Origin of the sequence: Corynebacterium pyruviciproducens ATCC BAA-1742 (assembly GCF_000411375.1) — a bacterium.
In the GTDB taxonomy this organism is placed as follows: Bacteria; Actinomycetota; Actinomycetes; order Mycobacteriales; family Mycobacteriaceae; genus Corynebacterium; species Corynebacterium pyruviciproducens.
This window is the reverse complement of the sequence record NZ_KE150446.1, coordinates 591,691-617,475: the sequence shown is the minus strand read 5'-3', so window position 1 is coordinate 617,475 and position 25,785 is coordinate 591,691. Positions and strand designations below refer to the sequence as shown.

The following is a 25,785-nucleotide window of genomic DNA, read 5'->3' as shown; positions in this document are numbered from 1 at the left end:
CAATGACAACCTTCATCGGAACAGAGACCGAGTACGGGATAGCCACGCCCGGCGACCCGGCGCTGTCACCCATCGTCAGCTCCACCCACGCCGTGGTGGCCTACGCGTCCACCACCGACCAGTCGCGGGCGCGGTGGGACTTCGCCCAGGAATCCCCCCTCAAGGACCAGCGCGGCTTTGACCTCAGGCGTTACCACACCGTCCCGGTCGTTGACCCGCGGGCGATCGGCGTGGCCAACGTCGTGGTGGATAACGGCGCACGGTTCTACGTCGACCACGCCCACCCCGAGTACTCCTCACCGGAGACCTCCAACGCGCTCGACGCCGTGCTCTACGATGCCGCGGGCGACGTCATCCTCCGCGAGGCCGTCGCCGCCGTGCGCGAGCACACCGAGGCGGGCCACTCCATCCTCCAGGGGCACGACCCGTGCCCTGACGTGAAGATCTACAAGAACAACGTGGACGGCAAGGGCGCCAGCTACGGCAGCCACGAGAACTACCTGTACTCGCGCGAGGTCGACTTTGACGAGCTCGCCGCGGCCCTCACCCCGTTCTTTGTCGCCCGCCAGGTGCTGTGCGGGGCGGGGCGCGTGGGGCTCGGCCAGGAGAGCGAAGAGGTCTCCGGAGTGGATCCGGAGACGGGTGAGGAGCTCCCCTGGTTCCAGATTTCTCAGCGCGCCGACTACATCGAGACAACAATCTCGCTGGAGACCACCCTCAACCGCGGCATTATAAACACCCGCGACGAATCGCACGCCTCGGCGGGGTTCGCGCGTCTTCACGTGATCAACGGCGACGCCACGCTGAGCCACACCTCGACGCTCCTCAAGGTGGGCACGACGGCGCTCGTCATCGACGCCATCTCGCGCGGGGTGGACTTCAGCGACCTCCAGCTTGCTCACCCCGTCGCCGCCTTCCACACCGTCTCCCGCGACCTCACGGTGTCCGCTCCTCTCCAGCTTGTTAGCGGCCGGTCCCTCACCGCCATCGGACTCCTGCGCGAGTACGCCGCCCGGGTGGAGGCATCCACCGCCGCCGAGTCGCAGGTGATGGACACGTGGACCACGGTCATGGATCTTCTGGAACGGGACCCGCTTTCCACCTCACACCTTATCGATTGGACCGCCAAGCTCGCGCTGTGTCGCGGCTTTGTCGCCCGCGGGGTGAGCTGGACTGACCCCAAGCTGCAGGCGATCGACATCCAGTACTCGGACATCGACCCGCGCCACTCGCTCTACCACGCGCTGGTGCGCAAGGGCCGCATGACAACCCTGTTCACCGATCAGGAGATCGCCCGGGCCGCCCACACGCCGCCCACGGATACGCGCGCCTATTTCCGCGGCCTGCTCATGCACAATTACGGGCACTACGTCACGCGGGTGAACTGGGACGCGGCCGTCGTTGCCCCCGATACTGGCGACACAGAATTCACCGTCCGGTTCGCGGACCTCGCCTCATTTACGGCCGCGCAGCTGGGCGACCTGTTTTCCCGCGGGCTGCCGGTGGGGGAGTTCCTCGCCGAGCTCGAGCGACACGGCACGGTTTCTCCGGCCTAGCCGGTCTCAAGCCCCTACACTTACATAGCAAAGTAAAGAATCTAGAAAGGTAAACCGCACCCATGGCAGATAAGCAGGTGTACAGCTCGGGTGGCAAGGGCCCCACAGACGACGACGTTGTGGACGGCGGTGCCGGCCAGGTACAGATCAACACCCATGAGGCCGACTCGCTCCTCGACGAGATCGACTCCCTCCTAGAGACCGATTCCGAGGAGTTTGTGAAGTCCTACGTGCAAAAGGGCGGCCAGTAATCCCTATGGCTTCCTTCGACCCGTCCCGCGCCATCACCCGGCGCATCATGGGAATCGAGACCGAGTACGGGATCGCCTGCATGGGGCCAACGGGGGCGGCGGCGAAGCCCGCCGATGAGGTCGCCCGCCTGGCGTTCCGGCCGCTCGTCGAGTCCTACAACTCCACCAACGTCTTCATCGCCAACGCGGGGCGCCTGTACCTCGACGTCGGCTCCCACCCCGAGTTCGCCACGCCGGAGTGCGACAGCGTCGGCCAGCTCGTCGCCTACGAGGAGGCCGGCGACGTCATCGTCAACCGGCTGGCGGAGCAGGCGGAAGAAAAGCTCGGCGATGATACCGCCCAGGTGTACATGTTCAAGAACAACTCGGACTCCGCCGGCAACTCCTACGGCTGCCACGAGAACTACCTCGTGGGCCGGGATGTCTCCGTGAAGAAGCTGGGCAACATCCTGTTGCCGTTCCTCATCACCAGGCAGCTCATCTGCGGCGCCGGACGCGTCGCCATCCCTGAACGCGGCAACCCCGCCACGCAGTTCGGCGCCGGGTTCTGCATCTCGCAGCGCGCCGACTTCATGTGGGAGGGCGTCTCCAGCGCTACCACCCGCTCCCGCCCGATGATCAACACACGCGACGAGCCGCACGCGGATTCCAGCCGCTTCCGTAGGCTCCACGTCATCGTCGGTGATTCCAACATTTCCCAAGTGTCCACCGCCCTCAAGCTCGCCAGCACGACGCTCCTGCTGGAGATGATCGAGGCCGGCGTGAACCTGCCGTCCTTTGGGATGGTCAACTCCGTCGATTCCATCCGTCGGGTCGCCCGCAGCCTCGATGGCTCCCAGGTCGTTCACCTCACCGACGGCGTCGACGTCACCGCCCTAGACATCCAGAAGCGCTACCACGAGCAGGCAGTTCAGTGGCTCGAACAGCGCGAGGCGGAGCCCGGGGAGTTGCCCCGGCTGGTAGAGATGTGGGGCCTCATCCTCGACGCCGTGGGAAGTGGCAACCTCGACGCCATCGCCCGCGATGTGGACTGGGTGGCCAAGTACCGGCTACTCCGGGGCATTAAGGAGCGCCACGGCCTCAGCTGGGATGATCCCAAGCTGCGGCACGTCGACCTCATGTACCACGACATCCGGCCCGGCCGCGGGCTCGGCTCCGCGCTGAAGCGCAAGGGACTCCTCAACTCGTGGGTGTCCGACGCTGCCGTAGAAGAGGCCACGCGGGTGGCGCCGCCCACCACGCGGGCGCACCTCAGGGGCGAGTTCCTCGCCGCGGCGCGCGCCGCGGGCATCGACATTTCTGTGGACTGGATGCGCCTCAAGGTGCTGCGTCCCGAGCCCCACCTGGTGGAGCTGAAAGACCCGTTCACCAACAGCAGCGAGGAGGTAGACACGCTGATATGTCGGATGAAGGGCGAGTAAAGAGGCTCGAACGCCAAATCAACCTCATGACGGTTCTCTCCAATGCCCACGGCACGCCGCTGACCTCTCAGGTGTTGCGGTCCCGCACGGTGGGCTACGGTGACGAGCCGAAGGCATCCCACCAGATGTTCCTGCGGGACCTCAAGGCGCTCAAGTCCATCGGCGTGTTTGTGAAGAAGTCACACGAGGCGGGGGAGACCCTGTACTCCCTCGCGCCGGCGACGTTCCTCCCCGAGGAGGAATTCACCCCCGAGGAGGCCTACGTGCTGCAGCTCGCCGGAGAGGTCAGCGCGTATCACGCGCTGGGCAGCTCCGCCCACCGCGGGTGGAGCAAGCTCGTCGCCTTCGCCGCGGACCGCGACCGCGAGCCCGGCATCCCCTTCTTCACGCACACTGAGCTCTGGGAGGTCCCCACCGACGTGGTCTCCGGGCTGCTCAACGCGATCCGGAAGGAGCAGGCTGTCCGTCTCACCTACCGCAGGGACAAGCTCACCTCCCCGGAGACCCGGCGCCTCGAGCCGTGGGGAATCGTCTCTCATAACGAGCGCCAGTACGTCGTGGGCTTTGACCTTGACCGCGAGGCTACCCGGAGCTTCCGGCTCCTGCGCATCACCGCCGTTGAGTCCGCGGGCCAATCGACGCACCCGCGGCCCGAGGATTTCCGCGCCGCGGCGGCCCAGGCGCTCCAGAGTTTCCATCCCACCGTCACCGCAACCGTCACCCACGTGGAGGATGCCGCCCAGGCGTTCCTCCGCACGGGTCAGCGGGTGGACGCCACCACCGTCCGCTTCGAAAACGTCGACCGCGAGTGGCTCATCCGCAATGCCCTGAGCTACTGCGAATCCGTCACGGTGGTGGAGCCCGCCGAGGTGCGCGACGAGGTGGTCGCGCGACTGCGCCAGATCGTGTCCAGCTACGAAGGGAGCAATTGATGGCATCATCGGCCAAGCAGGCACGCATGGACCTCATCCGGATGCTCAACCTCCTGCCGTACTTCTCCCGCCATTCCGGCCGCACCGTCTTCGAGGCGGCCGCCGACTTCGGTGTCTCGTACAAGCAGCTCCAGGAGGACCTACTGCGCCTGCAGTGCTGCGGGTCCGGCCTGTACCCCGATGAGCTCATCACCTTGGCTACCACCCGCACATCCGTGTCCGTGAAGGACCCGCAGGGCCTGGACAAGGTGGTGCGCTTGACATCCAACGAGGCGGTCGCGTTGCTCCTCATCCTGGAGTCACTCGAGGGCATAGACGGCCTCATCGATCCCACGGTCGTCCAATCGACCGTCGACAAGCTGAGGACCCTGACCAAGCAGCCAGAGCGAGCGATCCAGTCTCTCCAGGACACCGATGACGACGCGGTGAGCCCCGAGTACGCCGAGCTTCTGGACGTTTTCACCGACGCGTTCACCCGACGAATGAAGGTCTCGTTCACCTACTACAACCGCAACACCGACGAGTCCACTCAGCGGCTGGCGGACCCACTTCAGCTGTTCACTCACGACGGTATCGGCTACCTACGCTGCTACGACAACACTGTCAAGGGCGTTCGCACCTTCCGGCTCGACGGTATCAGCGATGCCACAGTCACGGACACACCGAGCAGGCTTCCGCGTTCCGACTACGAAAAGGACGCCTCCCAACCCTTCGACTTCTCATCCGCCTCCGAGACCGCTCACCTCGCGCTTGCCCCGTCTGCTCGGTGGCTTGCCGACGAATCCCCGATGGACATCACCGGAGAGCTTCCCAATGGCTGGGCGGCAGCAGAATTGCCACTGGTCTCGCCGGATTGGCTCATTCGGTTTTGTTTGGCCTATGGCGGTAAGGTAGTGGTGACCAAGCCGGAAGACGTGTCCGCCGAGATTTTTGCGCGAGCACAGTCCGCGCTTAGTAGATACGAAACATAACGCTCACACAGGAGAACACCATGAATCTTGGACCAGCAGAGATTGCGATCATCGTCCTTGTCATCTTGCTGCTTTTCGGTGGCAAGAAGCTTCCCGAGCTGGCCCGTTCCCTCGGTCGCTCCATGCGCATCATGAAGTCCGAGGTTAAGGAAATGCAAAACGACGACGAGGCCAGCAAGCAGCCCCAGCAAGCTCCGCAGGCCATCGAGCAGGCCGGCTACCAGCCCGCGCCACAGCAGCAGCCTGTTCAGAACCAGTACAACAACCCTGCGCAGAACAATAACCAGCAGTAAATGAGCCAACAGAAGTCACGCCGGAAAAGGAAGAAGAAGAACCCCGACGGCACCATGAGCCTCGTTGACCACATCAACGAGCTTCGCCGTCGCCTTTTCATCTCGCTGGTGGCCCTCGCCGTAGGTACCGTCATCGGCTTCCTGTGGTACCAGCACACGTTCCTGGGGATCCCCACACTGGGTGAAATCCTCCGGGGGCCGTACTGCAGCCTGCCGCCCGAGGTGCGCGCGGACTTTTCCGGCGACGGCCACTGCCGGCTTCTCGCCACCGGGCCGTTTGAGATGTTCCTCCTGCGCCTCAAAGTGGGGGCGCTCGCCGGCCTCGTCTTTTCCTCCCCCGTGTGGCTCTCGCAGATCTGGGGTTTCATCACCCCAGGCCTGCACAAAAACGAACGGCATTGGACCTTTACGTTCGTGTCGCTGGCCGTGCTCCTCTTCGTCATGGGTGCTGTGTTGGCCTACTTTGTTGTCGCCTACGGTTTGAGCTTCCTGCTCACCATCGGCAAGGAGGTGCAGATCACTGCCCTGTCTGGCGAGCGCTACTACAACTTCGTCCTCGGGCTCCTCGTTATCTTCGGCGTGAGCTTCGAGCTACCGCTCGTCATCGCCATGCTCAACATCGCGGGGCTAGTGGAATACAATGACCTCAAGGACAAACGCTCGTACATCATTGTGGGGTTGTTCATCTTCGCCGCTTTTATGACACCGGGCCAGGACCCGGTCTCCATGCTCATCCTGTCCATTGCGTTGACGGTCATCGTGGAGATCTCCATCCAGTTCACCCGCATCAACGATAAGCGGCGCAAGAAACGCGATGGGAACCTGTCCGACGACGAGGCCTCCCCGCTCGGCGAGGCGTACGGCGACGAGGTGGCGGCGCCCATTCCGCGCCCGGAGAAGATCGCCAAGCCGATTCCTGTCAACCCGAAGGCGCGACGCGTGAAGGACTACGGCGGTGGCACGCCCAAGCCTCGGTGGACTCCCCGCAACATGGAGGGAGCCCAGGAGAGAGGAACACTTTCTAAGCGCGAGCCCGGCGACTTTGACGATGTCCTCTAGACTTGGGGCATGACTTTCCTCGCAGAGTTCGCGCAACAGCAGCCCTTTCCCCTCGATGATTTTCAGATCGAGGGGTGCCGAAGCATCGAACAGGACAGGGGAGTCCTCGTGTGCGCGCCCACCGGTGCGGGCAAAACCATCGTCGGAGAGTTCGGGGTGTACATCGCGCTTCGGCGCGGGCTCAAATGCTTCTACACCACGCCTATCAAGGCGTTATCCAACCAGAAGTACCACGACCTTGTCACCACCTACGGGGAAGAGCGCATCGGTCTGCTCACTGGCGACGTATCCATCAACGGTGGCGCCGACATCGTTGTCATGACCACCGAGGTTCTGCGCAACATGATCTACGCGGAATCCGATGCCCTCACCCGGTTCGGCTACGTGGTCATGGACGAGGTCCACTACCTCTCCGACAGGGACAGGGGCGCGGTGTGGGAAGAAGTGATCCTCAACCTCGATGAATCGGTCACCCTCATTTCGCTATCCGCCACCGTGAGCAACTCGGAGGAATTTGGTCAGTGGCTGGCAAAGGTGCGCGGTGCTACCGACATCGTGGTCTCCGAGGTGCGTCCCGTCCCGCTCAAGCAATACCTCCTTGTGGGGGACAACCTATGCCCACTGTTTAACGAGGACTCCACCCGCATCAGCGGCGCCGTCAAGCGGGCTGTCGCCCAGCGAAACCGCGAGACCATCGGCTGGGGAGGGGACAAAGACCGCCGCTACCGGCCGCTTGGTCGGCCGGAAGTGCTGCGCCTGTTGCGTAGCGAGGGGATGCTCCCCGCCATCACCTTTATCTTCTCCCGCGCCGGCTGCGACGGTGCTGTGACCCAATGCCTCGGCGCACGCCTCGACCTCACCACCGACGAAGAGAAGAAGCAGATTGAGGCCATTGTGGACGAGGGAGTGAAGGAGATCCCTCCGGAGGACCTCGAGGTGCTCGGCTTTAGGAGGTGGAAACTCGCCGTCACGCGTGGGTTTGCCGCCCACCACGCCGGCATGCTCCCCGCCTTCCGGCACATCGTGGAGGAGGTCTTCGTCCGCGGGCTGCTCAAGGCAGTGTTCGCCACCGAGACGCTGGCGCTGGGGATCAATATGCCCGCGAAATCCGTCGTGCTTGAGCGCCTGGTGAAGTTCAACGGTGAGGCACACGTCGACCTCACACCCGGACAATACACCCAGCTCACCGGGCGCGCCGGCCGCCGGGGAATAGACACTGTGGGGCGAGCAATCGTCACCTGGGAGCCCACCATGGATGTGGAGGCGGTAGCCGGTCTCGCCTCCACGCGCACGTACCCCCTCATCTCCACGTTCTCGCCGGGCTACAACATGTCCGTTAACCTCATCTCCACTATCGGGTACACCAGCGCCAAGCGGATCATTGAGAGGTCGTTCGCCCAGTTCCAGGCGGACAAGTCCATTGTGGGTGTAGCACACGACCTCGAGCAGGCGCAGCGTGCGGTGGATGCCGCCCGGGACGAGCTGGAGACAGTGATGGACGGGCCCGTGGACGAGTTCCTCGAGTACATGCAGCTGCGCGCCGATCTCACCGACGCGGAACGGACGGCCAAGAAGGCGTTTCTTGTCGACCGCCAGAAAGAGGCAACCGCCGTCCTCGCCAAGCTGCAAAAGGGCGATGTCATCGCTTTGCCGGGCAAGAAAGTGACGCTCGCCATCGTCATCGACCCCGCCCACAGGAGGAACGACCCCCGCCCACAGATCATCCAACAGGGTGGCTGGAAGGGGCGCGTCTCCCCGGAGGATTTCCCCGTGCCGCCACTCACCGTGGGCCACACCCACCTGCCTCGCCACGGCCGGCTCAACCGCTGGGCAGATAACGAGCTCAAACACGGCGACTACCCGCGGCCCAAGAAGATCCGTGCGCCTCGTCTCAAAGCTAAGAAGGATCCACAGATCAAGGCTTTGCGGGACGCGATCCGTAACCATCCGGCCCACTCGTGGGAGAACAGGGACCAGCTGGCACGCGTAGGTGAGCGGCTCATGCGTGAGGAGCGCCGCCGCGACATCCTCCAACACAAGATCAACACTGCTCGCGAAACCCTGGGCAAGACTTTTGACAGGATCCTCGACCTCCTCGCCGAGCTCGATTACATCACCCCGGGAGACGACCCGCAGGTCACCCCGGAGGGGGAGAAGCTCGCCCTTTTGCACAACGAGTCCGACCTGCTCATCGCCTCGTGCCTAAAGCGGGGAATCTGGGACGAGCTGGACCCGGCCGAGCTCGCCGGCGTGGTGAGCATGACCGTGTTTGAAAACCGCAAGGAGGTCCGGGGCAAGGCCGGCGCCCCCACCGACCGCATGGCGACGGCGATGAACAACACGCTGCGCATTTACAACGAACTCGTCACCGACGAGCGGCGGCACAACCTCAATCTCTCCCGCGAACCCGAACCCGGCTTCGCCCTCGCCATGCACCAGTGGGTGGCTGGCGCGCCCCTGGATTATGCCATGCAAGCCGCCGCGGCCAGTGGCACGGAGCTCACCCCCGGCGATTTCGTCCGCTGGTGCAGGCGCGTCATCGACGTGCTCGAGCAGATCGCCAAGACGGGCTACTCCGACGCGATCAAGCACCACGCGAACCAGGCCATCGACGCGATCCGGCGTGGCGTGGTTGCCGTCGGCGATTAACACCCCTGGTTGACCCTGGTGGTTGACCGTGTTTGGGGTTGGTTTTGGGGTGTTTTTCCTGGTGGGTGTGGTTCCATCGGGTGGCAAGTTTTTTTCGCCGTGCGGGCATGCCCCACGCACGCTAGTTTGTGGGGCATGACGTTGCGTGAGATGAAGTCGATCGTCTCCTCGCACTCAATGGAGCTTGTGGGGGAGTACGCCGGTATGACAACCGGCGACATCATGCGCGCCGACGGCCTCGACGACGTGGAAGCCCGTACCTTCCACGACCTGGCCACCGTGTATTACGGGCACACCCACGCCTCCCACCAGCAAGCCCAAGCCAGGGCCACCGCCATCACCAACCACCACACCATCGCCACCCTACGGGAGATTGAATCCCAGGTCCGCAAACTGCACGATAAGTCCCACGCCTGGCAGGTCCGTGTGGCTTTGACTAAGTGCCGGGCGAATTGTCGGGAGATCCGCACCGAAGCCATTGGTGTGTTGGCACGGTTTAACACGATGCGGGCGAATAACCCCACCAATTCTCTTTCCTGCCGGCCAATACCCGGCACCACCAAAATGCGGGTGTCGGTGGTCGCCGATGCGCACACCGCCCGGCTGGCGGTGGACAAAGCCCGCAGCATGGCGAAGGCACAAGACTCTGACGAGGCCGACGAGTTTCTTACCGCCGCGGCCTCTAGTGGCAGTGGTCAGTTGCCGGCGGTGGAGCCTGCGATCATTCTTCCCGCGGACACCACCATCATGGGCACCACCATGGATGAGCGGGGTAACTACATGCTGTCGCTGACAGACGGCACCACGGTGACCGCCCAGGAGTTCTCCCAGATGAAACTCACCGAGTACGGGTGGGCTGTCCTTCTGGAGCCACTAACCGGCAAGGAGTTGGGAGTGTACCGGTTCCGGACTGATACGGCCCGGTTTGCGGATCCTTTCCAGCGCAAGCTGCAACGGTTGAAAACCCCTGTGTGCGCGGTGGAGGGGTGCACGTGTGGGGCGGATAACTGCCAGGTCCACCACATTCAACCGTTCAAAGACGGTGGGCCCACCATTCTTGCGAACTTTTCCCTGCTGTGTGGGTTCCACAACGGGCGAAACGATGACGATCCGAAGAAGCCCCGCTACGGGCGAATAGAAAAAATCACAGGCCTCGACTACTACGTCCCACCCTACGGCGGCAGACCGAGACTCAACATGACACCCTGCGCCCAAGGCGGGGCCGTCCGCCTTGCCCAAAAAATGGTCGGACACCAACCACAAGCAGTACTCTAAGCGAGTGCAGCGCGTATGTAGTCACGATGCGGTAGAACGCAGGCGATCGTCGACAAGCCAGTGTTGACACCCCAGGGGTTGAAGACCAGCGACTGGACACCGACGATCTCCCCCGCGCGGAGAACCGGGCTCCCCGAGTCCCCCAGGTGCACCTTCCTGCCCGGGTCCGGAACCACAAGTGCACCGCGACGGACCCGGATCCGCCCCTTAGAACCAATGCCGTAGGGGACCGGGAGTGCAACGGTGCCAGGGATCGGATCCTCGGCGACGGTGAGCACCCGCTCGAACGCACGCACCGGAGCGTTGGCCAGGGAGGGATAGTACGGGTGCAGGAAATCGTGCGGGTACCGCGTGGGCACGGCGTAGCGCGCCTGCGTAACAACGAGGGCCAGATCCGTGCCTGCAATGATGTCGAGGGCAACCACGCGCCGGTAGGAGCCCGTCGCCACGAGGTGGACGCGCACATCCTCCGGGGAGACGGTGTCGAAAAAGTGCGCCACCGTGAGCACCACGGCCCCCGTCTGGTTGTGGCCAATGACGCAGCCGTGGCAGATGGTTCGACGTGTCTGACCGGCAGGACCGGCAACCGCCGCGGACAGCGTGACGAGGTAGGGATACACCATGACACCAGGGTAACCGAGCCGCACCACGGCACGTATAAAATGATCCACATGACTGAGACGTTCGACCATTCTGTTTACCAACGACGACTCGACATGGCCCGCACGGCCATCGCGGAGAGGGGGCTCCACGGTGTCATCATCGGCACTGGCGCGGAGCTTGCCTACCTCACAGGCAGCTGGATTTCCACCCACGAGCGCTTCACCGCCCTCATCATCGCCGCCGACGGCACGGCCACCCTCGTCGCCCCCGGCGTGGATAAGGGCGAGCTCAACCGCTCCCCGGTAGGCGAGATGGACATCACCATCGCCGGTTGGGCCGACGGCGAAAACCCCTACGCCATCGCGGCCACTGCACTCGGCGGCGATGCCCACGGCGCGACGGTGGGCGTCGGTTCCTCCATCACCGCCGACCACCTCTTCCGCCTGCGCGAGGAGCTCCCCGGCGCGACGTTCGTGCTCGCAACGACGGTGCTCAAGGAGTTGTTCATGCGGAAGGATCCGGAGGAGATCGAGTGGCTGCGCACCGCGGGCAAGGCCATCGACAACGTATTCCTCCAGGTGCCGTCGCTGCTCCAGGCGGGGCGCACGGAGCGCGAGGTGGCCGCGGATATTGAGAAGCTCATCCTCGAGGGCCATGACGTGGTCGATTTCATCATCGTCGGCAGCGGCCCCAACGGTGCCAACCCGCACCACGATTTCTCCGACCGCGTGCTTGAGGCCGGCGACGTGGTGGTTGTGGACCTCGGTGGCACGGTGGGCCCCGGGTATCACTCGGACTGCACCCGCACGTTTGTGGTCCCCGGCGCGGAGCCGAGCGAGGACTACACCAAGTTCATTCCCGTCCTTCTGCGTGCCCAGGAGGAGGCCGTCAAGGCGGTGCGTCCGGGCGTGACGGCGGAGTACGTGGATTCGGTTGCCCGCGACATCATCTCCGAGGCGGGCTACGGCAACGCGTACTTCCACCGCACCGGCCACGGCATCGGGCTGTCCATGCACGAGGACCCGTTCATCATCGCCGGCAATACGATGCCGCTGGAGGAGGGCATGACGTTCTCCATCGAGCCGGGTATCTACCTCACGGGCAACGTGGGCGCGCGCATTGAGGACATCGTGGTTGTCACGGCCGACGGGTGCGAGCGGCTCAATAACTCGCCGCGCGCATGATCACCGTTGTCGGCATCGGCTGCGACGGTGTGGAGGGCCTGGGGGCAGCGGCGCGGGATGCCATCGCCTGCGCCGACATCCTCGTCGGTGGCGCCCGCCACCTGGCTATGGTTCCCGCGTCGGTGACGGCCTCACGGCACAGCTGGCCGCGCCCCCTTGTCCCCGGTGTGAAGCCATTGTTTGACTCGTTTCCCGCTGCGGCTTCCGTCGTCGTCCTCGCCTCGGGCGACCCGATGTTCCACGGGGTGGGCACCACGCTTGCCCGGTTGCTTCCCGACGTCGCGATGCGGGTGATTCCCCACGTTTCTTCCGCGGCTCTGGCGTGCGCCCGGCTGGGGTGGACGGTGGAGGACACCCCCGTGGTGAGTCTGACGACGAGCCATCCGGATGAGCTTGTGCCGCTGGCGCAGGCGGGCAGACCGTTTTTGGTGCTGGGGGCTCCCGACGTGGTCGCCGAGGTTCTTGCGCGCCGCGGGTACAGCGCTTCCGCTCTCACGGCGCTGGCGGAGCTCGGCGGGCCGAATGAGGCCATCGCGGAGGGCACCGCCGCGGCCCCGCCGCAGACGTCATCGTCACTGGTGGTAACGGCCGTGGTTCCCGTCGGCCCGGTGGAGTCGCTGCTGCCCGGGCTTGCCGACGATTCGTTCGACAACGACGGCCAGCTCACCAAGACCGGTGTCCGCATCCACGCCGTGACGGCGCTGCGGCCCCGCCCGGGCCAGCTGCTGTGGGATATCGGCGGGGGAGCGGGCTCCATCGCCATCGAGTTCTGCCGCAGCACCCCGTCCACCCGCGCCCGCTGTTTCGAGCGCAACAACGAGCGGGCCGACCGCATCGCCGCCAACGCGGAGGCACTGGGGGTCTCCCGCCAGGTGGCGGTGAGCCTCGGCGATGCGGGCGAGTCCATCGCTGGCCTCGACGAGAGTCCCGATGCCGTCTTCATCGGCGGCGGGCTCAGCGATGCCGCGATGGTGGATGCCGCCTACGCCGCTCTGGCCCCGGGCGGGCGGATCGTCGCCCACGCGGTGACGCTGGAATCCGTCGCGCGCCTTCTAGAACTCGCCGGTCAGTACGGCGGGGAGCTGACGAGCGTGAGCATCGGCACGCACCACCCCGTGGGCAGGTTCACCACGCTCAAGCCGGCGCTTCCTGTAGTGCAGTGGATTGCTGAGAAAGGAAAAGTTTCATGACCGTCTATTTCATCGGCGCCGGCCCCGGCGCCGCGGATCTGTTGACAGTGCGGGCCGACAGGCTCATCCGGCACGCGTCGGTGGTGATGTATGCCGGCTCTATCGTGCCTGAGAGCGTCCTGGAATCCACCCCGGAGGGCTGCGAGCTCATCAATACCGCGCGGATGCCACTCGACTCCATCATGGAGACCATCGCCTCGTACCACGAGAAGGGCGTCGACGTTGTCAGGTTGCAGTCCGGCGACCCGTCGGTGTACTCGGCGCTTGCCGAGCAAGTCCGGCGCCTGACGGACCTGGGGATCGACTACGAGGTCGTCCCCGGAGTCCCCGCCTTCGCCGCGGCGGCCGCCACCCTCGGCCACGAGCTCACCGTCCCCACCATCGGCCAGACGGTCATTCTCACCCGCGTGTCCGGGCGGGCGTCGGCGATGCCGGAGGGGGAGGACCTCGACACGCTGGGGAAGTCGGGCGCAACACTCGTCATCCACCTCGCGGCCCACGACGCCGAGCGCGTCGCCCACGAGCTGGAGCCGAACTACGGCGCGGAGTGCCCCGTTGCCGTCGTCGCCTATGCCTCGCGCGAAAACGAACAGGTGGTTCGGACGACCGTCGAGAAGCTCCCTCAGGACATTGCGGCGGCGGGCATCACCCGCACCGCCGTCATCATCGTGGGGAAGGTGCTGTCCGCCACCCAGTTCCCGGACAGCTTCCTCTACTCCGACGACCGGCCCCGCGACGAACACGGGAGGACGATCCCATGCGTGCACTAATCCTCGGCGGCACGAGGGAGGCCCGCGACCTTGCCAAACGGCTCGTTGAGGCGGGCGACGATGTGGTGAGCTCGCTCGCCGGGCGCGTGAAGAACCCCGCTTTGCCGGCGGGCGAGGTGCGCATCGGCGGCTTCGGCGGGCCGGAGGGCCTCGCCGCATGGATCAAGGACAACAACATCGACATCCTCATCGACGCCACTCACCCCTTTGCCGAGAAGATCTCCCGCTCGGCGGCGACCGCGACGGCTACAACCGGCACCCCGCTTGTGCTGCTGCACCGCCCGGCGTGGGAGAAGCAGCCGGGGGAGAAGTGGATTGAGGTGTCCTCCATGGACGAGGCAGCGGCGGAAGCGTCAACATTTGGCACCGTGCTGCTCACCATCGGCAGGCAGAAGCTTGCGAGCTTTGCCCCCTACGCCGCCACCCACTTCGTCATCCGGTGCGTGGACGAGCCCGAGGTCGCCCTGCCCCCGGACCACGAGATCATCTACTCCCGGGGCCCGTTTACCGAGGAGGGCGAGGAACAGCTCCAGCGCGAAAGCCGCGTGCAGGCGCTGGTGACCAAGAACTCCGGCGGCGGGCTTACTCACGCCAAGCTCATCGCCGCGAAAAAGCTCGGCATCCCCGTCATCATCGTGCAGCGCCCCCCGTTGCCCGCGCTGGAAGACACGTCAAAACGCCCCGTCCGAGTGACGCACACTGCGGACGAGGCGTTCGACGCTCTAGCTACACTCCGAAAGTCCGGAAAACCCAGCCGCGGATAGGGCCGAGGAGCGCCAACAACACGGTCTGCACCACGGCGGAGATGGAGAGCACCATGAGGAAGCGCTGCAGCCACTCGGGCAGGCCGGCGAACCACGTCGCGGTCTTTTCGTCGCCCAGGTCGCTGGAGACGTTTTTGAGTTCCGAGGACTCGTTCTTGGAGGTCTCGTCGTAGCCGAACCAGTCGTCGGCCTCGCTGGAGGACTGTTGCTGATCCGCCGGCAGGCTGGGGTAGATTTTGTCCGCCGCCGTGGCGGGGGTTGCCCCGGCCAGCAGGCTGACGCTCACAACGCCAGCGATGACCTTCTTCGTTACTGAGCTCATCAATGCATCCTCCTTTTAGGTGCTGTCTATGTGCTAGTAAGGATACTACTGACTGGGCTTTTCTCCCCACTCTGGGGTTCCGTAGTACCGCGAGGTGTACACGCGCGGGCCGTCGTCGGTAGAGTAGGCGACGCTCGTGGAGGCGCCGACCACGAGCATGGTCCGCATATCCACCACGGAGGGGTCGAGCTCGCCGAGGGTGGTGATGGTGACGTGTTCCTCGGGGGAGCCCACCGCGCGGGCGACGATGACCGGCGTTTCGGGCTCGCGGTACTCCAGCACGATGTCTTTGAACTCCTGCACCTGCCACGTGCGCTTCTTGGAGGCCGGGTTGTAGATGGCCATCGCCATGTCCGCTCCGGCCACGGCACGCACGCGCCGTGTCACCTGGTCCCACGGCTTGAGGCGGTTGGACAGGCTGATGAGCGCGAAGTCGTGCCCCAGCGGTGCGCCGACGCGGCTGGCCACGGCCTGTGCCGCGGTCATTCCGGGGAGCACGTGGACGGGAACATCTTCGTAGCCGCGGGTGTGTTGGACTTCGAGGACGGCGCTCGCCATGGCGAACACGCCGGGGTCGCCGGAGGAGACAACAACCACGCGTTTTCCTTCGCGCGCGAGCTGCAGCGCGTGCTCGCTGCGTTCGGCTTCGACCCGGTTGTCGCTCAGGTGTCGGACCTGCCCCGGGCGCTCGGGCACCCGCTTGACGTAGGTGGTGTACCCGACGATGTCGGTCGCCTCCCGCAGCGCCCTGGAAACCTCGGGGGTAGTCCAGCGAGCGGCACCGGGCCCGAGACCTACGACAGTCACGCTTCCCTTGGGCTTCTCGACGTCCTCTCCGCCGAGATCACTACGCACGTCGTGCGCGGTGGGGACGACGGCGACGGAGAAGTACGGCATGTCTGCGGGATCGGCCTCGTCCATCCGGCACGTCCGCTGCCCCTCCATGCCAACTTTCACGGCGACGTAGGCGCGGTGGAGGAGTCCCTGTTCGGCGAGCACCTTCTTCACCTTGGGGAAGTTGCGCCCGAGCTTCATGAACACGGCCGTATCGCACGTGGCGAGGCTTGCGTGTAGGGCATCCTCGCTGAGGGTGGCGGGGATGATGGATAGGACTTCGTCCTCCTCAGCCAACGGCATTCCCAGCGCATCCGCCGCGGCGGTGACGGAGGGGATGCCGGGGATGATGCGCTGCGGGTAATCGCCAAGCAGCCTGGCGAGGTGCTGGTACGAGGAGTACAGCATGGGGTCGCCGACGGAGAGCACGGCGACTGTCTTCCCCGCATCGAGGTGCGCCGAAAGGCGCTCGGTGATTTCCGTGTAAAAGCCGGCGAGCGCCGCCGCGTAACCGTCGGGGTGCGTCCCGGTTGTTACGGGGTATTCGAGCAGCTCGTGCATCTGGTCGGGGCGGAAGTATTGTTCGGCGATGGCACGCGCGTGCGAGGTGCCACCCGGCTTGGCGTGGTAGCACACGACATCCGCGGAGCGGAGCGCGTCCACGGCCGCGACGGTAAGGAGGGCAGGGTCACCGGGACCGACGCCGATTCCCACAAGTGTGCCGGTCAAAGGATCTCCTTGCTTGTAGCCAGGGCGTTGAGCGCCGCGCAGGTGATAGCGGAGCCCCCACGTCGCCCGTGAACGGTGATGTATTCCACGCCGAGGTCCCCGGCCACGGCGGCGAGGTCGCGCTTGGATTCCGCCGCGCCGACAAACCCCACGGGGATGCCGACGATGGCCGCCGGGCGGGGGACCGCCGGGTCCTCCAGCTTGTTGAGCAGGTGGTACAGCGCCGTCGGGGCGTTGCCGATGGCCACCACGCTGCCGTCGAGGTCCCACAGGTCGACGGCGGCAGCCGAGCGCGTGGTGCCCAACTGGCGGACCCGCTCCACTATTCGCGGGTCCTTCAGCAGGCACTCCACGCGGTTATCCGCAGGCAACCGCTTGCGGGTGACACCCGTGGCCACCATGGTGACGTCGGTGAAGATCGGCTTGCCGGCCTCAAGCGCCGACCGCGCGGCGGACACCACGCCCGCGGACATGTCGATGTCGCCGGCGAGATCGGTCTGGCCAGCCGCGTGGATCATCCGCACAGCGATCGTTTGCTGCTCCGGGGTGAAGCGCGAGAGGTCGCTTTCCTCACGGATGATGGCAAAGGAGCGACGGTAGATTTCGTCCCCGTCACAGATGTAGTCAAATGTCATCGGTTTTTACCAGCTGAGTTTGGCCTCGGTGACCTCGTATTCGCCATCGCCGGTGGCGAGGTACTCGGTGTGATCCTGGAGCGGGTGGCCGCAGCGGCGCTCGCAGCCGACGAAGTGGACGAGCCCCGAGGGGACCTTTCCGCTTGCGACGAGCTCTTGCGCGTCGCGGCGCGTGTTGGACTTGCCCTTTTGACACTCGGGCAGGCCGGTGCAGGCGGTGACGCGCAGCCACGGGGAGTCCTTGTCAAAGATGAGCCCCGCCGGTGCCAGCTTCTTTACGGCTTCCTCGGCTTCGGCCTCGGTGAAGCCGTGGATGACGATCCTGTGCCACGGGGTGACGGTGGATTTCTTGCCCGTCGCGGCGATGAGATCGGCGAGCTCCGCGGGGATGACACCGAAGCGCACCGCGCCCACGAGCGTGACAGAGTTGTCGCGGTCGATCCAGCCGATGGGGCGGTCGTGGTTCGGCGGGATGTTCGGCGGCGCGGTGAAGGTGACCTCGCCGTCGAGAACGCGGATGAGATCGTTGCGCTTCTCCGGGCGTTCCTTCACGCGCCAGGACTTACCCCGGATTTCCTGCCACTTCTCGGCGATCGCCACGATGGAGGCGGCCACCTGGTCATGGTTCATCTGCACGCCGGTGAGGGTGCCGCCGAGGATGAGGTAGAACACGTCGTTGACCCGGATGGCACCGAAGTCTACCTCGTGAGCAAAGATCAGCCCCGAGCCGTCGTCAAGCCCGAAGAGGGTGCGCCCAGACAAGCCTGTAACCTTGTCGGAAGCGAGGAGGGCCCGGTCAAGGTCGCGGACAAGGTCGGCAATCTCGCCGTCCATGGGGGAGGCGATGATGTTGCGCACCTTGTCGTGCGCGCGGGAGGGAAGGAACCCGGAGGAAACGACTTCCCTGGTGAAAGCGTCCTCGTCCGTCACGCCCCGGATCTGCAGGTTGCCTCGGGTGGTGAGGTGGATGTCACCGTCGCCGAGCTCGCGGGCCATGGCGGCGAGGGCCTTCCAACCAGCCGGTGTGAGCTGGCCACCTGCGACACGCACCCGGCCAATCGCGCCGTCGACTGCATGATGCATGGTGAGCGCCCCGGGGCAGCCGTCCTTGCGGTCGCGATCTCCGAGGGTAAAGGAATTCTCAAGGGTGGAAACAGGTTTCATAAAACCCATTCTAGATAAGCTGGGAGCATGAACCAGTCGACCGCAGCCGCCCTCAGAGTCCTCGCCGGACAGTCACTAGACATCGGACGTCTCATGACATCGCGGGCCTGGCGCCGCCTGAGGGGCGAGCACCAGCACAGATCGGAACATTTTCAACCAGGCCTCTTCGATATTAGGCCAACCTTTGTTGAGCCAGAGGCTGTGGCAGGTTTCACACCTGGAGACGTCATCCGTCACACGCCAATGCACGTTGTCGGGCTCGGGTCCCCGCGCCACAACCCGTGGCGCGTGCCGGCACACGTCGAGCGGATGGATTTTGTCACCACGGACTCCCACGGACGCCGCCAGACGGCCACCGGGGGAGTCATCCACCCGCGCCTGCCGTGGACAGGCCCGGGGCCCCGGCCCACCATCGCCATCGCCCCCGCCACACAGGGGGTGGCCAAGCACTGCGACCCCTCGGTCTCGCTCGCCCTCGGGTTCCGGCTCCTGCCGGGCCGCCCCTTCGACTTTGTTGCCGCCTACGAGCTGCCCACCTTCAACTATTTCGTCGCCCGTGGCGCCAACGTGGTGTTCACCGACTATCCCCGCAACCCGGATACCGGCATCCAGTACTACTGCGATCACATCGCCTCCGGTCACTCGCTTGTCGACGCGGTCCGGGCGGCCACCAACCTCGGCATCCCACCCGGCTCACCCCTCGGCTTGTGGGGGTTCTCGCAGGGCGGTGGGGCGGTGTGCTCGGCGCTGGAGCGGCCGTCGTACGCCGCCGGGCTCCCCCTGCGCGCAGCGGTGGCCGGGGCGCCACCGGTCGACCTGAGTGCGGTGTTGGACTACATCGACGGCACGATGCTCGTCGGCGTGTTGTCTTATGCCATTGCCGGGCTCGCGGCGCAGGGCGATGCCGAGTTTTCCGAACTCGCCTCACTCTTCAACGAGACGGGACTCTCCGAGATCGGAGTCAACCTGTCCACATGCGCAGGCGGGATGCTCGCGCAATCTCGGTACCACTCCACGGCATCGTGGACGTTGTCCGGGCTCTCCCTCACCGAGCTCCTCACACGCGGGGCGGCACCCGCAGTGAGTGCAACCATCGAACGCCAGAAGCTGGGGAAGACGGGAGCGATCCCCTCGGTGCCCCTGTTCCTGTGGGGCTCGGCGCACGACGATGTCATCCCGGTGGGCCCCGTCCGTGAGCTCGCCCGCCGGTGGCAGGGCGCCGGAGCACCGCTGGCGTACTGGGAATCCGCGCTTCCCGATGTCCCCGGCAGGACCTCCATCAACCACAACCTGCCGTACTTCACTACGCTGACCCGCAACGCTGACTGGCTCATGGAATTGGTAGGCCACCCTAAGTAAACTGGAGCGCATGTTTTGCTTGCTCTCCACCTCGGACACCGACCTCCTCACCGCCACGCTTGCCAACGAGGAACCGGACGTCGATTTCGAAGTAGCCAACCCCACCCGCCTCACCTCGGAGCGCCTCGCCGATCTGTGCGACCGCGCGGAGGTCATCATCGTCCGGCTGCTCGGTGGCAAACGGGCGTGGGAGACGGGGCTAGCAACCATCCTGACCACCGGCAAACCTGTGGTGTGCGTCTCCGGCGAGCTCGCCGTCGATGCCGAGCTCACCGAGTTGTCCACGGTTAACTCCAACGTGGTCACGCAGGCCCACACGTACCTGGCCGAGGGCGCCCCGCACAACCTCGCCAACCTCTACTACTTCCTTTCCGATACACTCCTTCTCACCGGCTTCGGCTTCGAGCCGCCACAGCACCTGCCCATGTGGGGGAGCCTCGCGGGCTACGAGGACGAGGTGCAGGCACCGGCACGTGAGGGGAACACCCCCCGCATCGGCATCGTGTACTACCGCGCGCAGGAACTCGCCGGCAACACCGCCTACGTGCAGGCGCTCGCCCAGACGGTGCGGGACAACGGGGGAGTCCCCGTGCCCGTGTATTCTGCGTCGCTGCGCCAACCCGCCCCCGAGCTCCTCGAGGTGCTCGGCACGTGCGACACCATCATCACCACGGTGCTCGCCGCCGGTGGCACCAAGCCGGCCGGCGTGGGCGCGGGCGGCGACGACGAGGCGTGGAACGTCGAGCACCTCGCGCAACTCAACGTCCCCATCATCCAGGGGCTCGCCCTCACCACCCCGCGTGAGGCGTGGAAGGAGTCCGACGAGGGCCTGTCGCCCATGGACGTGGCCAGCCAGGTAGCCGTCCCCGAGTTCGACGGCCGCATCATCGCCGTGCCGTTCAGCTTCAAGGAATACGGCGCCGACGGCCTCATCTCCTACCAGGCCGACCCCGAGCGCTGCACAAGGCTGGCCCGGCTCGCCATCAACACGGCGATGCTGCGCGTGAAGCCCAACGCGGAGAAGAAGATCGCCGTCATGCTTTCGGCGTACCCCACCAAGCACGCCCGCATCGGCAACGCCGTCGGGCTCGATACGCCGGCCTCCACCCTGCGCGTGCTCCACGCCATGGCCGATGCGGGCTACGATCTCGGCGATACGTCGGCCATCCCAGGCTACGACGATCTCGACGGCGACGAGCTCATGCGCGCCATCATCGCCGCCGGCGGCCAGGACCCGGAGTGGCTCACCCCCGAGGTGATGGAGAAGAACGAGCTGCGCGTTCCCGCCGCCACGTACCGGAAGTACTTTGACACGCTGCCTCAATCCCTGCGCGAGAAGATGGAACAGGCGTGGGGGAAGGCCCCGGGCGAGCTCTACGTGCACCCGGAGACGCAGGACATCTACGTGGCCGGCCTGAGGTTTGGCAACGTTGTAGTGATGGTGCAGCCGCCCCGCGGCTTTGGCGATAACCCCGTGGGCATCTACCACGACCCGGACCTGCCCGCCACCCACCATTACCTCGCCTCCTACCTGTGGCTGCGGGAGACGTTCGGTGCCGACGCCATCGTCCACATGGGTAAGCACGGCAACCTCGAGTGGCTGCCCGGCAAGACCATTGGCATGTCCAGCGAGTGCTTCCCGGACCAGGCGATCGCCGATCTGCCCATGATCTACCCGTTCCTGGTCAACGACCCAGGCGAGGGCACGCAGGCCAAGCGCCGGGCCCACGCCACGCTCGTGGACCACATGATCCCGCCCATGGCGCGCGCGGAAACGTACGGCGACATCACCCGCCTCGAACAGCTCCTCGACGAGCACCAGAACCTCGTCGCCCTCGACCCGTCCAAGCTGCCGGCGATCCGCCAGGAGATCTGGACGCTTCTCACCGCCGCCAAGATGGACAAGGACCTGGGCTGGGAGAAGCGCCCCGATGAGGACGTCTTTGATGACATGCTCATGCACGTGGACGGCTGGCTGTGCGAGATCAAGGATGTCGCCATCCGCGGCGGCCTCCACATCCTGGGCGAGGTTCCCACCGGCCGCACCCGCATCGAGCTGCTGGCGGCGATGCTGCGCTCACGACAGCTGTGGGGCGGCACGCAGACACTCCCCGGCATCCGTCAAGCCTTGAGCCTTGATGTTAAGGACGACGGCGAGGACCGTGCGGGCACCGACTCCACCCAGGAGGTGGCGGAGGCCCTGCTCACAGCCCTGGACGAGCGCGACTTCGACGCCGCCGTGGTGGATTCCGTCATCGCGGCCTCCGAGCTGCCAGCGGGCACGGACCGCGAGGCGCTGCGCGGCATCCTCACGTTCACCTGCACGGAAATCGTGCCGCGCCTCAACGAGACCAAGAACGAGGTCCACCAGATCATCCGGGCGCTCAACAGCGAGTTCATCCCGGCTGGCCCCTCGGGCTCGCCCATGCGCGGGCTCATCAACGTGCTTCCCACCGGCAGGAACTTCTACTCGGTGGACCCCAAGTCCATCCCGTCCCGGCTGGCGTGGGAGACGGGGCAGCTGCTCGCCGATTCACTCATCGAGCGCTACCAGGCTGACCACGACGGCGCCTACCCGCGGTCGGTGGGCCTGTCGGTGTGGGGCACCTCGGCCATGCGCACCTCCGGCGACGATATCGCCGAGGTCTTCGCGCTCCTCGGCGTTCTGCCTGTGTGGGATGAGGGGTCGCGCCGCGTCACGAGCCTTGAGGCCATCCCGCTGGAGGAGCTGGGTCGCCCGCGCATCGATGTCACGGTGCGCATTTCCGGTTTCTTCCGCGATGCGTTCCCCCACGTTCTCTCGCTTATCGACGACGCCGTGCAGCTCGTCGCGGGCCTGGACGAGCCCAGCGAGTCCAACTTCGTCCGCGCCCACGCGCACGCCGACTCGACTGCTGCCGGCAGCACCCACGTCAAGCGCATCTTTGGCTCCAAGCCGGGCACGTACGGGGCCGGGCTGCTGCAGCTCATGGACTCGGGCCAGTGGCACGGCGACGACGACCTCGCCGCCGTCTACACCGAGTGGGGTGGCTACGCCTACGGCCGCGGTATCAACGGCGAGAAGGCCGTAAAGGAGATGGAGACGGCTTACCGGCGCATCTCCGTGGCCGCCAAGAACATCGACTCCGCAGAGCACGACATCGCCGATTCGGACGATTACTTCCAGTTCCACGGCGGCATGGTGGCCACCGTGCGGCACCTGACGGGGAAGGACCCCGACGCCTTCATCGGCGATTCCACCCGCACGGAGAGCGTCAAGACGCGCACCCTCCACGAGGAATCCAGGCGCGTGTTCCGTGCCCGCGTGGTCAACCCCCGTTGGATCACCGCGATGAAGAAGCACGGCTACAAGGGCGCCTTCGAGATGAGCGCCACGGTGGACTACCTCTTCGGCTACGATGCCACCACCGGGCTCATGGACGACTGGATGTACGAGCAGCTCACCGAGAGCTACGTGCGCGAGAACCGCGAGTTCTTCGAGGAATCCAACCCGTGGGCGCTGCGGGACATCGCAGAACGCCTCCTCGAGGCCGCCGACCGCGGGCTGTGGGAGAACCCCTCCGAGGAGGACCTGGACACCCTCAAGCAGACCTTCCTCGATATGGAGGCCGAGGCCGAGGGGGATGACGAGGAGGACGAGTAAACCGCACGGTGGTGAGCTCAGCCCAGCACGAGGACGTCGACAAGCCACAGACGTTTCACTGGTAGCGAACGTGGACATCCGGGGCGCTCGGTCTCATTACAATGGTGCATGATGAATTTCGTTGCACTATTTCTTGGATATGTTCTGCTCGAGGGGCTCACGTTCTGGGCGGTGGCCTCGCTCCTCGGCGCGGGCTGGGCGCTTATCGGCCTGCTGCTGCTCCTCGTCCTCGGCACCGGCTTTGCCATGTACGAATCGCGCAAGCTCATGGCCCGGGCGGTGGAGGGAACGGCCAGCGCCGGCCAGGTCCTCGGCGATAATGGGCTCATCACGATGGGTTCCGTCGCTTTGGCGCTGCCGGGTTACCTGTCCACGCTCTTCGGCCTTGTGCTGATCTTCGGGCCGACGCGGGGACTGATCCGCCGGGCTATCGCAACGCGCCTCCAGGAGCAGGTGGACTCCATGGCTACCTCGATGTTCTCGCAATCCCGTGGCGGTTTCTTCCCGGGATTTGCTACCGGCGTGCCGCAGGCTCAGCGCGAGAACAAGTTCGGCACGTTCGGCGGTGACCACACCGTCATCGATTCCGATGACATCGCACAGTGGGAGTCCGAAATGACCACGCGCCCCGAGGACGAGGACCAGTGATCCTCCTCCGGTTGTTGCTCGCCGCCGCCGGCGGTGCGCTGGCATACACCAGCTACGAGCCACACGGCTATTGGTTCCTCGGCCTCGTGGGCGCGGCGCTGTTCATTGGCTCGCTCGTTCCGTGGGGCACGGCCTCCTCGAAGCGGGCCGGGGCGCTCCTCGGCGTTGTCCACTTTCTTACCTGCTACCTCCTGCTCCTGCCGTGGGTGGGGGAGTTCGTTGGGGCGCTCCCGTACGTGGCGCTGGCGGTAACGGAGGCGCTCTACGGCGCGCTCATCGGCGCGGCGGGCGTTGTCATGCTCCGCAGCCGCCTGTGGGCGCCGTTCTTCCCGTTTGCCTACGTTGCGGTGGAGTTTCTGCGCAGCTCGTGGCCGTTTGGCGGGTTCGCGTGGGTACGCCTGGCGTGGGGCCAGATCAACGGTCCGCTGGCCTTGCTCGCCCCGGTCGGTGGGCCCGCGCTCGTCACCTTTGCTGCTGTCCTTGCGGCCCTGGGCCTTACCCTTGTTGCTTCTCGACGCTTCGTCCCCGGCGTGAGCCTCGTCCTCGTCGTGCTGCTCACCAGTATCAGCGCCCTGCCGCTGACAAACTCGTCGGCGACGGACACGGGGGAGAGAGTGACCGTTGCCGCGATCCAGGGCAACGTTCCCCGCATGGGTTTGGATTTCAACGCCCAGCAACGGGCGGTTTTGGCCAACCACGTGGAATCGACCAAGAAAGTCACCGAGCCGGTCGACCTCGTCATCTGGCCCGAGAACTCCTCCGATGTCAATCCGTTCGCAGATAAGAAGGCAAGGGCCCTCATCGAGGAAGCCGTGGCGAGTGTGCAGGCACCCGTTGTGGTGGGAACGATCACGCGCGATGAGGTCGGACCCCGCAACACCATGGTGGTGTTCGACCCGAAGCTGGGGACAGGGGAGTACCACCACAAGAAATACCTGCAGCCCTTTGGCGAGTGGATGCCGTTTCGTTCCTTCTTCCGCCTGTTTTCTCCCTACGTAGACCAGGCTGGCAACTTCAAGCCAGGCGACGGCAACGGCGTGGTGCACATGGTTGCTGCGACGCTGGGCCGCACCGTCGCCGTCGGGATTGCTACCTGCTACGAAGTCGCCTTCGACGCCGCCTACCGGGACGCGGTGCGCGCAGGAGCCCAACTTCTGGCCACGCCAACCAATAACGCCACGTTCGGGTTCACCGACATGACCTACCAGCAGCTCGCCATGAGCAGGTTCCGCGCGAAGGAGCTGGACCGCGCCGTGGTTGTCGCCGCCACCAGCGGTGTGTCCGCGATCGTCGCACCGGACGGAAGCGTGCGTGACCACTCCGAGATTTTCACACAGGACCAACTTGTGGCTAGCCTCCCGCTCAAGCAGGGGCTTACGCCCGCCGCGCGCTGGGGCGGAAATATCCAATGGGGGCTGACAATTGTCGGCATCCTGGCGTTTATCTGCGCCGCGCTCACCGCGCGCCGCCGGCCTGGCAAGGACCGGGTTCTGGCAACACTGACCACAGTTCCGTCTCACAGCAAGGAGTAAC

The 25,785-nt window shown here is 65.5% G+C and carries 22 protein-coding genes; 17 read left to right on the top strand and 5 right to left on the bottom strand.

Annotation, left to right across the window (positions count from 1 at the left end; genetic code table 11):
- Positions 1-2 precede the first annotated feature (2 nt).
- From dop to HMPREF1219_RS02665, 9 genes are all read left to right on the top strand, one after another.
- Positions 3-1,556 (top strand): depupylase/deamidase Dop, encoded by a 1,554-nt coding sequence (gene dop, locus HMPREF1219_RS02705; protein WP_016457482.1) that lies wholly within the window; start codon positions 3-5, stop codon positions 1,554-1,556.
- A gap of 62 nt (positions 1,557-1,618) precedes the next feature.
- On the top strand, positions 1,619-1,807 hold the full coding sequence (locus HMPREF1219_RS02700; protein ID WP_016457481.1) for a ubiquitin-like protein Pup: 189 nt from the start codon (positions 1,619-1,621) through the stop codon (positions 1,805-1,807).
- Between the two features lie 5 nt (positions 1,808-1,812).
- Entirely contained in the window at positions 1,813-3,228 is a 1,416-nt protein-coding gene (gene pafA, locus HMPREF1219_RS02695; protein WP_016457480.1) for a Pup--protein ligase, read from the top strand.
- Positions 3,207-4,160 (top strand): helix-turn-helix transcriptional regulator, encoded by a 954-nt coding sequence (locus tag HMPREF1219_RS02690; RefSeq protein ID WP_016457479.1) that lies wholly within the window; start codon positions 3,207-3,209, stop codon positions 4,158-4,160. Before pafA ends, HMPREF1219_RS02690 begins: the two co-directional genes overlap by 22 nt.
- Complete coding sequence (locus tag HMPREF1219_RS02685; protein ID WP_040426794.1) at positions 4,160-5,131, top strand: helix-turn-helix transcriptional regulator; 972 nt, start codon at positions 4,160-4,162, stop codon at positions 5,129-5,131. Before HMPREF1219_RS02690 ends, HMPREF1219_RS02685 begins: the two co-directional genes overlap by 1 nt.
- Positions 5,132-5,151: 20 nt before the next feature.
- On the top strand, positions 5,152-5,424 hold the full coding sequence (gene tatA, locus HMPREF1219_RS02680) for a Sec-independent protein translocase subunit TatA (RefSeq protein ID WP_016457477.1): 273 nt from the start codon (positions 5,152-5,154) through the stop codon (positions 5,422-5,424).
- The gene (gene tatC / locus HMPREF1219_RS02675; RefSeq protein ID WP_016457476.1) at positions 5,425-6,483 is read left to right on the top strand and encodes a twin-arginine translocase subunit TatC; all 1,059 of its coding nucleotides are present in this window, start codon (positions 5,425-5,427) and stop codon (positions 6,481-6,483) included.
- A gap of 9 nt (positions 6,484-6,492) precedes the next feature.
- Complete coding sequence (locus tag HMPREF1219_RS02670) at positions 6,493-9,132, top strand: DEAD/DEAH box helicase (protein ID WP_016457475.1); 2,640 nt, start codon at positions 6,493-6,495, stop codon at positions 9,130-9,132.
- Between the two features lie 135 nt (positions 9,133-9,267).
- Entirely contained in the window at positions 9,268-10,407 is a 1,140-nt protein-coding gene (locus tag HMPREF1219_RS02665) for an HNH endonuclease signature motif containing protein (protein WP_016457474.1), read from the top strand.
- Here HMPREF1219_RS02665 and HMPREF1219_RS12730 read toward each other — a convergent pair.
- On the bottom strand, positions 10,404-11,030 hold the full coding sequence (locus HMPREF1219_RS12730) for a hypothetical protein (protein WP_245554380.1): 627 nt from the start codon (positions 11,028-11,030) through the stop codon (positions 10,404-10,406). The two genes, HMPREF1219_RS02665 and HMPREF1219_RS12730, sit on opposite strands and share 4 nt — an antisense overlap.
- A gap of 48 nt (positions 11,031-11,078) precedes the next feature.
- Between HMPREF1219_RS12730 and HMPREF1219_RS02655 the strand changes: the two genes are divergently transcribed.
- The 4 genes from HMPREF1219_RS02655 to HMPREF1219_RS02640 are packed head-to-tail and all read left to right on the top strand — an operon-like array spanning position 11,079 to position 14,918.
- Positions 11,079-12,194: a M24 family metallopeptidase gene (locus HMPREF1219_RS02655; protein ID WP_425387083.1), complete on the top strand. Its 1,116-nt coding sequence runs from the start codon at positions 11,079-11,081 to the stop codon at positions 12,192-12,194.
- A complete protein-coding gene (locus HMPREF1219_RS02650; RefSeq protein ID WP_016457472.1) occupies positions 12,191-13,384 on the top strand; it encodes a bifunctional cobalt-precorrin-7 (C(5))-methyltransferase/cobalt-precorrin-6B (C(15))-methyltransferase in 1,194 nt (397 codons plus the stop codon). The genes HMPREF1219_RS02655 and HMPREF1219_RS02650 overlap by 4 nt, the downstream gene beginning before the upstream one ends.
- A complete protein-coding gene (gene cobM / locus HMPREF1219_RS02645) occupies positions 13,381-14,154 on the top strand; it encodes a precorrin-4 C(11)-methyltransferase (RefSeq protein WP_016457471.1) in 774 nt (257 codons plus the stop codon). The genes HMPREF1219_RS02650 and cobM overlap by 4 nt, the downstream gene beginning before the upstream one ends.
- On the top strand, positions 14,142-14,918 hold the full coding sequence (locus tag HMPREF1219_RS02640) for a cobalt-precorrin-6A reductase (RefSeq protein WP_016457470.1): 777 nt from the start codon (positions 14,142-14,144) through the stop codon (positions 14,916-14,918). Before cobM ends, HMPREF1219_RS02640 begins: the two co-directional genes overlap by 13 nt.
- On the opposite strand, the gene HMPREF1219_RS02635 is transcribed toward HMPREF1219_RS02640, so the two are convergent.
- From HMPREF1219_RS02635 to HMPREF1219_RS02620, 4 genes are read right to left on the bottom strand one after another with little or no spacing between them, the layout of a single operon-like run.
- Positions 14,881-15,240 (bottom strand): hypothetical protein, encoded by a 360-nt coding sequence (locus tag HMPREF1219_RS02635; protein ID WP_016457469.1) that lies wholly within the window; start codon positions 15,238-15,240, stop codon positions 14,881-14,883. The two genes, HMPREF1219_RS02640 and HMPREF1219_RS02635, sit on opposite strands and share 38 nt — an antisense overlap.
- 45 nt (positions 15,241-15,285) lie before the next feature.
- A complete protein-coding gene (gene cobJ, locus HMPREF1219_RS02630; RefSeq protein WP_016457468.1) occupies positions 15,286-16,803 on the bottom strand; it encodes a precorrin-3B C(17)-methyltransferase in 1,518 nt (505 codons plus the stop codon).
- Complete coding sequence (locus tag HMPREF1219_RS02625) at positions 16,800-17,438, bottom strand: precorrin-8X methylmutase (RefSeq protein WP_016457467.1); 639 nt, start codon at positions 17,436-17,438, stop codon at positions 16,800-16,802. Before HMPREF1219_RS02625 ends, cobJ begins: the two co-directional genes overlap by 4 nt.
- A gap of 6 nt (positions 17,439-17,444) precedes the next feature.
- Positions 17,445-18,611 carry a hypothetical protein gene (locus tag HMPREF1219_RS02620; protein WP_016457466.1) on the bottom strand — a complete coding sequence of 389 codons (1,167 nt, stop codon included), beginning with the start codon at positions 18,609-18,611 and terminating at the stop codon, positions 17,445-17,447.
- 18 nt (positions 18,612-18,629) lie between these two features.
- On the opposite strand from HMPREF1219_RS02620, the gene HMPREF1219_RS02615 reads away from it, so the two are divergent.
- From HMPREF1219_RS02615 to lnt, 4 genes are all read left to right on the top strand, one after another.
- The gene (locus HMPREF1219_RS02615; RefSeq protein ID WP_016457465.1) at positions 18,630-19,961 is read left to right on the top strand and encodes a lipase family protein; all 1,332 of its coding nucleotides are present in this window, start codon (positions 18,630-18,632) and stop codon (positions 19,959-19,961) included.
- Between the two features lie 10 nt (positions 19,962-19,971).
- Complete coding sequence (cobN, locus tag HMPREF1219_RS02610; protein ID WP_016457464.1) at positions 19,972-23,604, top strand: cobaltochelatase subunit CobN; 3,633 nt, start codon at positions 19,972-19,974, stop codon at positions 23,602-23,604.
- 108 nt (positions 23,605-23,712) lie between these two features.
- Positions 23,713-24,252 (top strand): FxsA family protein, encoded by a 540-nt coding sequence (locus tag HMPREF1219_RS02605; RefSeq protein WP_016457463.1) that lies wholly within the window; start codon positions 23,713-23,715, stop codon positions 24,250-24,252.
- Positions 24,249-25,784, top strand: a complete 1,536-nt coding sequence (lnt, locus tag HMPREF1219_RS02600) for an apolipoprotein N-acyltransferase (RefSeq protein WP_016457462.1) — start codon at positions 24,249-24,251, stop codon at positions 25,782-25,784. Before HMPREF1219_RS02605 ends, lnt begins: the two co-directional genes overlap by 4 nt.
- The last annotated feature ends 1 nt before the right edge of the window (position 25,785 follow it).